The sequence below is a fragment of the Carnobacterium mobile DSM 4848 genome, assembly GCF_000744825.1.
GTDB lineage: Bacteria > Bacillota > Bacilli > Lactobacillales > Carnobacteriaceae > Carnobacterium_A > Carnobacterium_A mobile.
On record NZ_JQMR01000001.1, the window covers coordinates 378,558 to 391,220 of the forward strand.

Genomic DNA, 12,663 nt, shown 5'->3' on the forward strand with positions numbered 1-12,663 from the left:
GAACAGTACTTGTTCGATTGGTTGATGGAATCCATGGATTTTATAGCTTGTTAAACAGAAAAACTGCCCTCAATTTGAGAGCAGTTTTTTCTTGAACAGTTTAAGGTTCGATTTTATAAGTATAAGATGGATCGATTTCATGATCTAATTGATCAAAAGCTTGTTGCATTTGTCCTTCAATTTCTTTCAATTTATCTTTTGACAATTTAGTGTTCCGGTCAATAACGATAGGATCGCCAAAACGTACAGTTACACGTTTCCGTGTCACTAGTTTAGCAAGAGTTAAGGGGCCTTGGTAAACAGCCGGGACGATCGGTACTCCGCTTAGTTTTGCAATGGTAATAGCTCCTCCTTTAAGTTCGGAAGAATGTCTTGTACCTGTTGGGAAAATACCTAAATTTAAATGACCTTGTTTTAATATTTTTACCGGTGTTTTGATAGCACTCGGTCCTGGATTTTCCCGATCAACAGGGAAAGCATGTGCATGCCGGATGATCCAGCCTAAAATCGGGTTTTTGAATAGTTCTTTTTTTGCCATAAAAGCAAATTCATGAGGACTTGCTGCCAAGACCAAGTAAAGCGGATCGATCCATGTCCTATGAGGAGCTACGAGAATGAACGTACCTTCTTTAGGTAATTTTTCTCTATTCTGATAATGTGCGTTCCCGTTTAAAAGTAATAAAAGGAACCTGACTATACTGCGTAATGTTCTAAAAAACAATGGCTTTCAACCTTTCGCATTCAGCTGACTGAATGATAGTATTAATGATATAATTATGATTGAGTTCCAGTTTTTTAGCAAGCATTTTTCAAAATATCTAGGTAAAAAGATTTTTAGCAGGTCTTTTATTAAATTAAGAGTTTAATTATTGATAGAAAAGCGAGTTTATGAAAAGAAATGAAAAAATTTTCTTTTTGTTCAAGAATGGCGTACAATAAAGAGATAGATAAAATCAAGATGAAAAAGGCAAAATGTATGAAAGTAGGGGAACGTTGAATGAAATGGAGCATTCCAGAACGTGTTATTGATGAGGGCAGAAAGTATGTGGCAGACAAACGAGTTCTTTCACTTAATTCAATTTTTGAGAAAAAAATTTGGACTGCTGAAGTTATGGGAAATGAAATTTATCGTATTGAATTAGACGGTACAACTAAAGAAGAAGATTTTTGTGAATGCAATTATTGGAAAGAACATGGGTATTGTAAACATACAGTAGCTGTTGAACTAGAATTGAGAGACCGGGGAATCAGCCGGGTAATGACCGAGGAAAATGCAAAAGAAGTTGCTGCAGATTCACCAAGTCCAGGACAAGAATTAACGGAGTCATTTACACGCATCTTTCTAAATGAACACAGAGAATCGCTCTCGGCTTCTCAAAAAGACCAAACATTAGAACTTGAATACAAAATTGAAATGAAACCATTGAGCACAGCACTTGTTCGTTCTAAAAGTGAAGTTTTTGCATTGAGCATTCGCGCAGGGATCGATAAACTCTATATTGTTAAAGACTTACCTGGTTTTTTTGACAGTTATTTATCTAAAAGCATATTCGAATTAAAAGCTGATCAAAGCATTGATTTTAAGCAAATTCACTTATCAGAAGCAGATAGAAATATTATGGATTTTCTTCAAAAGCAAGCCTACTCTAACCAATTAATCAGCGGCAACCAGAAGGAAACGACTTTATTGACAAACAACAAACGGTATTTGGTTTTAGCGCCTATTTTGGCAGAGTTAACGGTCCAAATGTTGCAAGAGAGCGGAAATTTACAATTTATAAATGGAAAAAACAAATATAAAACTATTGTTTTTGTTGAAAACCAACTTCCTGTTTCTTTTGAGTTATTTCAAAATAAAGGGACGGTTACCTTAAATACTTTGAATTTAGTTGATGTTTACTTGGAAGAATACCAATGGTTTGTTGCAGATAACATTGTTTTTCAACCTTCAAAAGAACAATTGCGTGCTAGTCAACCTTTATTCTACTTTTTACAGCGGTATGATGGGAAAGACATAGAAATACTTCCTCAAAACATGCCGGATTTCACTGCATATGTCATGCCAATGCTGACTAAAATAGGAGAAGTAGCCATTGATGAGGAATTGAAAAATTCCTTTATTCAAGAACCACTAAAAACGACTATTTATTTTAAATATGAAAAAGATACAGTGCATGCAACAGTAGAATTTAATTATAAACAACTTGTTTTATCTACAAATCCTGAAGAGAATCAATTACCTGATGTAGGCGTTCAAATTATACGCGATAGCCAAAAAGAAATGCAGATACTAAATCGCTTAAAAGAATTTAATTACCATCGAACTCAAACGTCTTACGCAAAACGAATGGTGCGTGACGATGACTTTTATACTTTATTTACCAAAGAAATACCGATACTGGAGCTTGATGCAACGGTTTATGTAGATGATTTATTAGATAGCATGTTTTTAGACCAGATTGATCCTGAAACAAATATTGACATTCAAAATGATGGCTCTTTATTGGATATACGCTTTGATATCGGCGGAATTACTTCGGAAGAAGTAGATAAGGTCTTAAAAAGTTTAAGTGAAAAGAAATCTTTCCATAAATTAGATAACGGGACCTTGATCGATTTGGATACAGATGATTTTAAACAAATTAGCGATGTGTTGAATGAGCTGCGTATTTCAAAGAACTTTCAAAATGGAAAAATCAGCTTGCCAAGTTATCGGGGATTAGAGTTACATGAAAAATTTGGCTTAGAAGAAAAGAACAAACAAACTTTATCTAGAAAATTTCAAGACTTGATTCAAGATTTGAATTTTCCAGATCAATTTGACGCGGTCCTTCCTAAAGGGTTACAAGCTGATCTAAGACCTTACCAAGTTACTGGGTATAAATGGTTAAAAATGCTTTCCAAGTATGGTTTCGGCGGTATTTTAGCTGATGATATGGGACTGGGTAAAACTCTTCAAGTTATCGCATATATGCTTTCTGAGATTGAAGAAAATGGAAAAAACGATCCTTTCCTAATCGTTGCACCTGCTTCCTTGACGTATAACTGGCATTACGAAATCATGAAATTCGCACCTGCTATGGAAAGTTTCGTTGTGACCGGAACAGCAGAAGAAAGAACTGCTATGATTCAAGCTGCTCAATCAAACCAAGTTTTAATCACGTCTTACCCTAGTTTTAGACAAGATGCAGACATTTATAAAAAACAAAGGTTTAGTCTCTTGACGTTAGATGAATCTCAAATGGTTAAAAATTACCATACTAAGACAGCACAAGCATTAAGAGGATTAAATATAAAAAAACGATTCGCTTTAAGTGGTACACCGATTGAAAATAAGATTGAAGAATTATGGGCAATTTTCCAGTTGATCATGCCAGGATTTTTCCCGGGTATCAAACAATTTAAAACATTGCCTTATGAACAAATTTCAAAAATGATTCGTCCATTTGTATTGCGGCGAATCAAAAAAGATGTTTTAAAAGAATTGCCTGAAAAAATAGAAACAAATCTGTATAGCTCGATGACAAAAGAACAAAAGACAGTGTATTTGGCTTACTTGCAACGAATTCAAGAGAGCGTTCAGAACATGTCAGGAGAAGATTTCAGAAAAAATCGGATAGAGATTTTATCCGGCTTAACAAGGTTGCGTCAAATTTGTTGTGATCCAAGATTATTCCTTGAAGACTATGAAGGAGAATCAGGTAAATTAGAACAATTAAAAGAATTATTGGAAACAGCCAGAGAAAGCGGCAAACGTGTCTTGATTTTTTCTCAATTCACTTCCATGCTATCCATTATTGAAAAAGAGCTTGCTGAAAGTGGAATAGATACATTTTATATCAGCGGGCAAACTAAGCCAAAAGACCGATTGGAAATGGTCAATCGTTTCAACGATGGCGAGAAAGAGATTTTCTTGATTTCGCTGAAAGCCGGAGGAACAGGATTGAACTTAACGGGTGCCGATACCGTGATTCTATATGACTTATGGTGGAACCCAGCTGTGGAAGAACAAGCCGCCGGTAGAGCTCACCGTTTAGGACAGAAGAAAGTCGTTGAAGTTTGGCGTTTAATAGCAGAAGGAACGATCGAGGAGAAGATCAATTCACTGCAACAAGAGAAGAAAGCCTTATTTGATCAAGTGATAACAGCTGAAGGCGGAGATCAAAAATCCTTGACCCAATTAACAGAAGCAGATATTCGTGAAATCTTAAGCATTGGAAGCTAGCTTCACTAAGCAGCAAGCAGCAAAAAAGCAGATGCCATATTTGGAGTAGAAATTACTACTAATGCTTGAATGACCGACTAGCGGTGCTTATCCAAAGCCTTTGTAATGATCAGGTTATATTTTATCCCTTTCAAAAAAAAGATATATCCCTTTCAAAAAAGAAATTATGCTGTCAAGCGAAAGTAAAAATGTCCCAAAACCAAGGGTCACATTAATGCAAGCTTTTACTTCGCAAAAGCTTGCATTAATGTGACTGAATTTGTTAAAATTAGTCTTAAGCTGTTTGTTCAGCTTCGTACTCTTCGAGTGTTTTTCCGACACTGCGAAGATATCTTTTGAAAGATTCTAGTTTCCACGGGTGAGATTGTGGGGGAATATACTGGCGTCTTTCTTTTTTTTGCTCTGGAATCGGATCAAACTCTTTTGAGTAATAGTCATGCTCTTTCAGGCTCCTTGTTGTGTATATTTTTTCAGCTATATTTACATAGATATCTCCATTAAACGCTTCGATAATTAGCACCTTTGATTTTCGTGTGAAGTATTTATCTTCACTACCTTCCGTAGGCAGGTAGTAGTTATTTTGATAACGAATATGATGCCCACTATCCACTTTTCTATTCGCTACTCGTGCTAATAACAAATTGATTTCAGATTTAGTTGGTGCCTTTTCATAAATGGATTCCTTCGTTTTATGACCAAACTTCTTATTGAAAGTTCTAACCCATTTCATTAAAAAATGATTGGCTTCCTCAATAGATTGTATTCCAGCTAATTCTAAATCTACAGGAAGTCGCGATTGAACAGTCCCGTTTAAGCGCTCTACACGTCCTTTAGCTTGTGGAATAGATGAAGTTCTAATCTCAATACCGAGTTGATGACAGGCAAACCCGAACTGGGTAAATGTATCTTCTTCAACCGCTCTCATGGCTTTTGATGTGTATTCAAAAACCGTTCGTTTATCTGTCAAAAAAGCTAAGGGAATGCCTTGTTTCGTTAGAATCTGATTGAGCACATGATAATAACCCTTGAGTGTTTCTTGCGTATCGAAATAAGCCCCAACGATATTACCAGAAGCGGCATCAATAGCTAAATGAAGATGTGTCACCTCTTTACCAAACCAGTTATAGGAACTGGCATCCATTTGAATAAGCTCCCCCTGATATTTCTTTCTAGGACGGCTGGGATGGCTTTTTTCGGGTAACTCCATTTGATCTTCGGCTCTTGGAACCAATGGGTTCTCAGCCTTTTTTTCTCCTTTCATCGATTTAGCTTTGATTCGAGCTTTTATTTTCTTACGCGTTTTTCTTTGGGTTTTAGGTGATAAAATATTCGCTTGATATAAAATACGACGAATAGTCGTATCGGTGTAACAGATGTCATAATCCTCCTTCAGAATTTCAGTAAAATGCTTCACATTAGGCTGTATCTTAAAACTTTGATAGAGCTCGACCACTTGTTTTTTTGTTTCCTTTGGCAAAGCGTGCTTAGCCGTTTTTCCTCTGTTACCGTGTGAAAAAATAGCTTTTCCTCCTTTTTGATAGTCTTGAATCAATCTGTTGACTTGCCTCGTCGAGAGCCCAAGTTCAACACAAGCTCTCTTTTTTTCCTTTCTTTTTTCTGCAACAGCTTTTATTACTTTATATTTTTTATCTTCATTCATCGTTAGCATGATCCTTTTCATGAGTTTATTTTATCATTTTGGGACATTTTATGCTTCGACCTACTTAGGACATTATCACGTTCGAATGATATATCCCTTTCAAAAAAGAAATTATGCTTGATTTATTAGAAGATAACTTATATAATAATAAACGGTGTTAAAACACCAACTAATTTCACACCTCAAAGGATGTAAAGGACGGTGCTTGAGCGATCAAGTCTCCTTGCAGTTGATTTTGAGGGAGGGAAAAAATAAAAACCAAATGGAGGAAACAAATCATGGCAGTAATCTCAATGAAACAATTGCTTGAAGCAGGCGTACATTTTGGTCACCAAACTCGTCGTTGGAACCCTAAAATGAAACGTTTTATCTTTACAGAAAGAAACGGTATCTACATTATCGACTTACAAAAAACTGTTAAGTTAGCTGATGCAGCATACAATTACATGAAAGAAGTATCTGAAAACGGCGGAATCGCTTTATTCGTAGGTACTAAAAAACAAGCACAAGAAGCTATTAAAGAAGAAGCTATCCGTTCAGGACAATTCTATGTAAATCACCGTTGGTTAGGTGGAACATTGACAAACTGGGATACGATCCAAAAACGTATTAAACGTTTGAAAGAGATCAACAAAATGGAAGAAGACGGAACTTTTGAAGTCCTTCCTAAAAAAGAAGTAGGTATCTTACTAAAACAACGTGACCGTTTAGAAAAATTCTTAGGTGGAATTCAAGATATGCCTAGAATCCCAGACGTTATGTTTGTTGTAGATCCTCGTAAAGAACGTATTGCAATCCAAGAAGCGCATAAATTAAACATTCCAATCGTAGCTATGGTTGATACAAACTGTGATCCAGATGAAATTGATGTAATCATTCCATCTAATGATGACGCAATCCGCGCTGTTAAATTAATTACTTCTAAAATGGCTGACGCTATGATCGAAGGAAACCAAGGCGAAGATGAAGTTGTTGAAGAAACTTTCACAGCTGAAGCTCCTGCAACTAATGAAACAGCAACAATTGAAGAAATCGTTGAAGCAGTTGAAGGCGACAACGCAGAATAATTAAATAATTAACGGCTGTCTCGAGCAAAAGGAGAAGTGAGAAGCGACTTTATACGAAGCGGCATCATTTCAATTTTATTTGAGACAGCTTTTTTTATGAAATAGAAGAAAACACATTAGGAGGAAATTTATAATGGCACAAGTAACAGCTAAATTAGTTAAAGAATTACGCGATATGACAGGTGTTGGCATGATGGATGCTAAAAAAGCTCTAGTGGCTGTTGATGGAGACATCGATGCAGCAGTAGATCACTTAAGAGAAACTGGATTAGCAAAAGCTGCTAAAAAAGCAGACCGTATTGCTGCAGAAGGACTAGCAGGAGTTTTCGTTGACGGAAACGTTGCTGCTATCACTGAAATCAATTCAGAAACAGATTTTGTTTCTAAAAATGAACAATTCCAAAAATTAGTAAAAGATGTAACAGAAGCTATTGCTGAAGGCAACCCGGAAACTCTTGAAGATGCTCAAGCATTAAAAGCCGGCGACGGTACTGTTGAATCTGAAGTTCTTTCAGCAACAACGAAAATCGGAGAAAAGATTGGCCTACGTCGTTTTGCAAGAATTGAAAAAACAGATGCTGATGCTTTTGGAGCTTATTCTCATATGGGTGGGCGTATCGCTGTCTTGACTATTCTTGAAGGAACAACTGACGAAGACGTTGCACGTGATGTTGCTATGCATATCGCTGCAATCAATCCTAAATATGTGTCACGTGATCAAGTTTCTCAAGAAGAAATTGACCATGAAACAAAAGTATTAACAGAACAAGCTTTAAATGAAGGTAAACCAGCTAATATCGTTGAAAAAATGATTGTTGGTCGTTTGAATAAATACTTGGCTGAAATCAGCTTACTTGACCAACCATTTGTTAAAGACCCAGACATGTCTGTTGGTAAATACGTTGCTTCTAAAGGAGCTTCAGTGAAAGCATTTGTCCGTTTTGAAGTAGGAGAAGGTATTGAAAAACGTGAAGAAAACTTTGCTGAAGAAGTAATGAGTCAAGTTAAAAAATAATAGTTCACGCTAATGGAGTATTTTGGAGGACGCATTTTTTTGCGGCCTCCTTTTTTTGAAGTGCTGACTCAAAAAGAGTCAGGAACCGTTTTGACCGAAAAAGTAAAAAAATTACATATTGTTATGGATTATAAATGAAGTTTTTACTAAAATATGGTAGACTAAAAAGAGTGTAAGAGCCAATGGAGGGAAAAAAATGATTGAACCGAAATATAAACGCATTGTCTTAAAAGTCAGCGGTGAAGCTTTAGCTGGAGATTCAGGATTTGGAATACAACCACCGACAATTCAAAAAATTTGTAAAGAAATTAAAGAAGTTCGGGATTTAGGTGTTGAAGTCGCTATTGTAGTGGGCGGCGGAAATATTTGGCGCGGCCAGATTGGTTCTGAAATGGGAATGGAAAGAGCTCAAGCAGATTACATGGGAATGCTCGCAACCGTAATGAATGCATTAGCTTTACAAGACTGCCTTGAGAATGAAGGCGTTCCGACGCGAGTGCAAACATCAATTGAAATGCGTCAAATAGCCGAACCATATATCCGACGGAAAGCAGAAAGACATTTAGAAAAAGGCCGTGTAGTTATTTTTGCTGGCGGGACTGGTAATCCTTATTTTTCTACTGATACAACTGCTGCATTACGCGCTGCCGAAATTGGAGCCGATGTTATTTTAATGGCTAAAAACAATGTAGACGGTGTTTATTCTGCTGATCCAAAGACAGACAGTTCTGCAATCAAATTCGAAGAACTGACACACTTAGATGTCATCAATAAAGGCCTTCAAGTGATGGATACAACAGCTAGTTCATTAAGTATGGATAATGATATTCCATTGGTTGTCTTTAATTTAAATGAACCAGGCAATATTAAACGTGTTGCTTTAGGTGAAACGATTGGAACTACAGTAAGGGGGAAAAAAGCATGAGCAAACAATTATTAAGTGAAACTAAAGATAAAATGACAAAAGCTGAGCAAGCTTTTCAACGTGAATTAGGAACGATCCGTGCAGGACGAGCAAATGCTGCTTTATTAGATCGTGTACAAGTTAGTTATTACGGTGCACCTACACCTTTAAATCAAATCGCACAGATTTCTGTACCAGAAGCCCGTGTCTTGATGATCACGCCTTTTGATAAAACGGCTTTGAAAGAAATTGAAAAAGCCCTTCTACAAAGCGATATAGGAATTACTCCAAATAATGATGGCAATGTTATTCGTCTAGTTATTCCGCAATTGACAGAAGACAGAAGAAAAGAATTAGCTAAGCAAGTAGGAAAAGAAGCTGAAAATTCAAAAATTTCTGTTCGTAATATCCGACGCGATGCCATTGATGAATTAAAGAAAGCAGAAAAAAATAAAGAATTAACCTCAGATGATGTACATGGCTATGAAGAAGATGTTCAAAAATTAACAGATGCCAGCATTAAAAATATTGACGCTATTGCTGCTGAAAAAGAAAAAGAGTTGTTAGAAGTTTAATTCCTTGTCTTTAAGTAAAAACACCTCACAAACCTTACTGAATAAAGGTCATGAGGTGTTTTCTTTTTTTGTTTACTGTTCTTTCTTGGTTTGAGGCTTATCCTCTTTTAATAAATAAGATGTGATTTTTGCGGCAAAGTAAGACACAATAAAACTAACAAGCATATTTTTAACTCTTTTTTTCATAAAATTCCTTCCTTTCTTTTGGTAGATAACCAACTAGCGATGTAAAGAAAGTATACCATTTTTACTGTTAAAGTAAAAAATATAGCTTGTTGATCAGCATAAGAGAATGGAACTTTTCGTTATAATCCTCCTTTTAAGTTTTTTAAAATTTATAGGAAACCTTTAAGTTCTTTATTTATTGTAGGCATTTATATCAGATTTTGCTACAATAGTATAAGTTGCTGAGTAATGGACCGGAGGGATTTAGATGAAACATTTTTTTAGAAATAAAAAAAATAAACCGACTGATACAACTGAAATACTTTTTAATGAAGCAGAAAAAATTCCTCATCACATTGCAATCATTATGGATGGGAATGGACGATGGGCTCAAAAGAAATTTCTTCCGCGAATCGCTGGACATAAAGAAGGCATGAATACTGTAAAAAAAATAACAAAGCGCGCCAGCCAAATAGGCGTAAAAGTCCTGACTTTATATGCATTTTCCACTGAAAATTGGAAACGACCAGATACGGAGGTCAGTTTTTTAATGCAATTGCCAGTCGATTTTTTTGATACATTTGTACCAGACCTTATTAAAGAAAATGTGAAAGTTCAAGTAATTGGCTTCACAGATCAATTGCCTCTACATACAAAAAAAGCAGTTGAACAAGCAATTGAAGATACAAAAAATAATACGGGAATGATTCTGAACTTTGCTTTAAATTATGGAAGCCGCAGTGAAATGCTGGAGGCTACTAAACAAATTGCTGAACAAGTGAAAGCAGGAGAATTAGCCGTTGAAGATATCAACGAAGTCGTCTTTGAGCAACAGTTGATGACTACAACATTAGGGGAGTATCAAGATGTCGATTATATGATCCGCACGAGTGGAGAAGAAAGAATCAGCAATTTTTTACTTTGGCAAAATGCTTATAGCGAATTCTACTTTACAAAAATATTATGGCCCGATTTTGATGAGGCTGCTTTAGAACAAGCGATTGGAGTTTACCAAACACGGCATAGACGTTTTGGCGGAATATAGATTGAGGAGGAAAAAAAGTGAAACAAAGAGTCATTACTGCAGTACTCTCTTTTTTAGTCTTTGTACCGATTGTTTATACAGGGTCATGGCTATTAGAAATTACTGTCGCGTTACTTGGAATTATTAGCTTATTTGAATTGTTCAGAATGAAAGGCAACTCTCTATTCTCTATTGAAGGTATCATTGCTATTATAGGATTATTGCTTATTTTATTACCTTCAGACCGCCTTCCATGGCTCACAGCTATTTATTCAACAGACATATTATTTTATATTTGCGGTTTATTGTTATTGGTAGCAACCGTTTTTTCAAAAAACAAGTTTACTTTTGATGATGCTGCAGTTTCTATTTTAGGTGCAATGTACATTGGGTATGGATTTAAATATTTTGTGCTCGTACGTTCAGAAAGTTTAGCTTTATTGTTATTAGCTTTGTTTATTGTTTGGTCTACGGATATCGGTGCTTATTTATTTGGACGTAAGTTTGGGAAAACTAAGTTAGCTCCTAGTATTAGTCCTAACAAAACGATTGAAGGTTCGTTGGGTGGAATTATCAGCGCCATAATTGTTTCTACTCTCTTTTTACTGATTCATCCATTGCATTTTTCATGGCCATGGGGAATTTTACTAACGGTCTTAATATCGATTTCTGGACAATTAGGCGATCTTGTAGAATCAGCTTTTAAACGTCATTATCAGATAAAAGATTCCGGGAAAATTTTACCGGGACATGGTGGGATTTTGGATAGATTTGATAGTATTTTATTTGCTCTACCTGTGTTCCATTTATTGACACTAATATAATTCATGAAAGGAAGTGAAAAAGTAGTTGTCATTTAACGATAACTACTTTTATTGTCATGAAAAAAATTTGTTTATTAGGAGCTACTGGTTCGATCGGCAACAGTACAGTCCAAGTAGTTCAAGCTTATCCCGCATTATTTAAAGTGGTATCCTTTTCTTTTTATCAAAATATAAAAAAAGGACGGGAATTAATTGAGGCCTTAGCTCCTAAAATGGTTGCTGTTGCTACAAAAGAACTAGCTAAACAATTAAGTCTGGAGTACCCTAGAATTAAATTTACATATGGAGCAGAAGGCTTATCGGAGATTGCTGTATTAGAAGAGATTGATACGGTCGTAACGGCTGTGATGGGAAGCATCGGTTTATTACCGACACTTTCAGCGATTGAAGCAGGTAAAGAGATCGCCTTAGCCAATAAAGAGACTCTCGTTATGGCTGGCGAACTGGTGATGAAAACAGCTAAACAAAATAATATATCGATTTTTCCTTTAGATAGCGAACATTCTGCTATTTTTCAATGTCTGCAAGGTGAAAATAAAAAAGATATCAGTCAATTGCTTATTACAGCTTCAGGTGGAAGTTTTCGGGATCATACACGTGAGCAACTAAAAAGTGTCACAGTAGCTGATGCGTTAAAACACCCGAATTGGTCAATGGGGCCTAAAATCACGATTGATTCAGCTACGATGATGAATAAAGGTTTAGAAGTCATCGAAGCCCGGTGGTTATTTGATATAGATTATGATAGAATTAAGGTTGTTTTACACCGTGAAAGCAACGTACATTCAATGGTTCAATTTAAGGACGGAGCGATAAAAGCTCAAATAGGTGCGAGCGATATGCGCGAACCTATCCAATATGCATTAACTTATCCTGATCGGCTGCCAATTAAAAAACCTATTCCTTTCGATTTGACTACTATTGGGCAGTTGAATTTTGAAAGCATGGATTTTAATCGGTTTCCATTATTGCATCTTGCTTATGAAACTGGCAAAATAGGTGGAACAGCCCCAACGATCATGAATGCAGCGAATGAGATTGCAGTCGCTGCGTTCTTACAAGAAAAAATCTCGTTTTTGGAAATTGAAAGATTAGTTGACCGAGCAGTTCATCTGGAAAAAACAGATAGAGGTGCAGATTTAAAAACTCTTTTAGAAGCGGATAAAGAAACTAGAAAAAGAGTTCTAACTTGGATTTAAAGGAG

At 36.0% G+C, this 12,663-nt stretch carries 10 protein-coding genes; 8 read left to right on the plus strand and 2 right to left on the minus strand.

Annotated elements, in window-relative coordinates; translation table 11 throughout:
* Positions 1–100 precede the first annotated feature (100 nt).
* On the minus strand, positions 101–721 hold the full coding sequence (locus BR87_RS01745) for a lysophospholipid acyltransferase family protein (protein WP_035027952.1): 621 nt from the start codon (positions 719–721) through the stop codon (positions 101–103).
* Positions 722–997: 276 nt separating this feature from the next.
* Here BR87_RS01745 and BR87_RS01750 point away from each other — a divergent pair, with 276 nt between their 5' ends.
* Positions 998–4,225 carry a DEAD/DEAH box helicase gene (locus BR87_RS01750; protein WP_035027955.1) on the plus strand — a complete coding sequence of 1,076 codons (3,228 nt, stop codon included), beginning with the start codon at positions 998–1,000 and terminating at the stop codon, positions 4,223–4,225.
* 274 nt (positions 4,226–4,499) lie between these two features.
* Here the strand turns inward: BR87_RS01750 and BR87_RS01755 are convergent, their stop codons facing one another.
* Entirely contained in the window at positions 4,500–5,885 is a 1,386-nt protein-coding gene (locus BR87_RS01755; protein ID WP_035027958.1) for an ISNCY family transposase, read from the minus strand.
* 278 nt (positions 5,886–6,163) lie between these two features.
* Between BR87_RS01755 and rpsB the strand changes: the two genes are divergently transcribed.
* The 7 genes from rpsB to BR87_RS01790 all read left to right on the plus strand — a co-directional run bounded on the left by rpsB (position 6,164) and on the right by BR87_RS01790 (position 12,658).
* On the plus strand, positions 6,164–6,952 hold the full coding sequence (rpsB, locus tag BR87_RS01760) for a 30S ribosomal protein S2 (protein ID WP_035027961.1): 789 nt from the start codon (positions 6,164–6,166) through the stop codon (positions 6,950–6,952).
* 133 nt (positions 6,953–7,085) lie between these two features.
* Positions 7,086–7,967, plus strand: coding sequence for a translation elongation factor Ts (gene tsf / locus BR87_RS01765; RefSeq protein ID WP_035027965.1), 882 nt, complete (start codon positions 7,086–7,088; stop codon positions 7,965–7,967).
* A 196-nt stretch (positions 7,968–8,163) separates the two neighbouring features.
* Positions 8,164–8,892 carry a UMP kinase gene (gene pyrH, locus BR87_RS01770; protein ID WP_035027968.1) on the plus strand — a complete coding sequence of 243 codons (729 nt, stop codon included), beginning with the start codon at positions 8,164–8,166 and terminating at the stop codon, positions 8,890–8,892.
* Positions 8,889–9,446, plus strand: coding sequence for a ribosome recycling factor (frr, locus tag BR87_RS01775; protein ID WP_035027970.1), 558 nt, complete (start codon positions 8,889–8,891; stop codon positions 9,444–9,446). Before pyrH ends, frr begins: the two co-directional genes overlap by 4 nt.
* Before the next feature lie 433 nt (positions 9,447–9,879).
* Positions 9,880–10,656, plus strand: a complete 777-nt coding sequence (locus tag BR87_RS01780) for an undecaprenyl pyrophosphate synthase (RefSeq protein ID WP_035027973.1) — start codon at positions 9,880–9,882, stop codon at positions 10,654–10,656.
* Between the two features lie 17 nt (positions 10,657–10,673).
* Positions 10,674–11,459: a phosphatidate cytidylyltransferase gene (locus BR87_RS01785; RefSeq protein ID WP_035027975.1), complete on the plus strand. Its 786-nt coding sequence runs from the start codon at positions 10,674–10,676 to the stop codon at positions 11,457–11,459.
* A 56-nt stretch (positions 11,460–11,515) separates the two neighbouring features.
* The gene (locus BR87_RS01790; RefSeq protein ID WP_035027978.1) at positions 11,516–12,658 is read left to right on the plus strand and encodes a 1-deoxy-D-xylulose-5-phosphate reductoisomerase; all 1,143 of its coding nucleotides are present in this window, start codon (positions 11,516–11,518) and stop codon (positions 12,656–12,658) included.
* Positions 12,659–12,663 lie beyond the last annotated feature (5 nt).

What these genes read in the sequence shown, in the direction of transcription:
- BR87_RS01750 (WP_035027955.1), top strand. Translation starts at nt 998, where the DNA reads ATGAAATGGAGCATTCCAGAACGTGTTATTGATGAGGGCAGAAAGTAT.
- BR87_RS01755 (WP_035027958.1), bottom strand. Translation starts at nt 5,885, where the DNA reads ATGAATGAAGATAAAAAATATAAAGTAATAAAAGCTGTTGCAGAAAAA.
- rpsB (WP_035027961.1), top strand. Translation starts at nt 6,164, where the DNA reads ATGGCAGTAATCTCAATGAAACAATTGCTTGAAGCAGGCGTACATTTT.
- tsf (WP_035027965.1), top strand. Translation starts at nt 7,086, where the DNA reads ATGGCACAAGTAACAGCTAAATTAGTTAAAGAATTACGCGATATGACA.
- pyrH (WP_035027968.1), top strand. Translation starts at nt 8,164, where the DNA reads ATGATTGAACCGAAATATAAACGCATTGTCTTAAAAGTCAGCGGTGAA.
- frr (WP_035027970.1), top strand. Translation starts at nt 8,889, where the DNA reads ATGAGCAAACAATTATTAAGTGAAACTAAAGATAAAATGACAAAAGCT.
- BR87_RS01780 (WP_035027973.1), top strand. Translation starts at nt 9,880, where the DNA reads ATGAAACATTTTTTTAGAAATAAAAAAAATAAACCGACTGATACAACT.
- BR87_RS01790 (WP_035027978.1), top strand. Translation starts at nt 11,516, where the DNA reads ATGAAAAAAATTTGTTTATTAGGAGCTACTGGTTCGATCGGCAACAGT.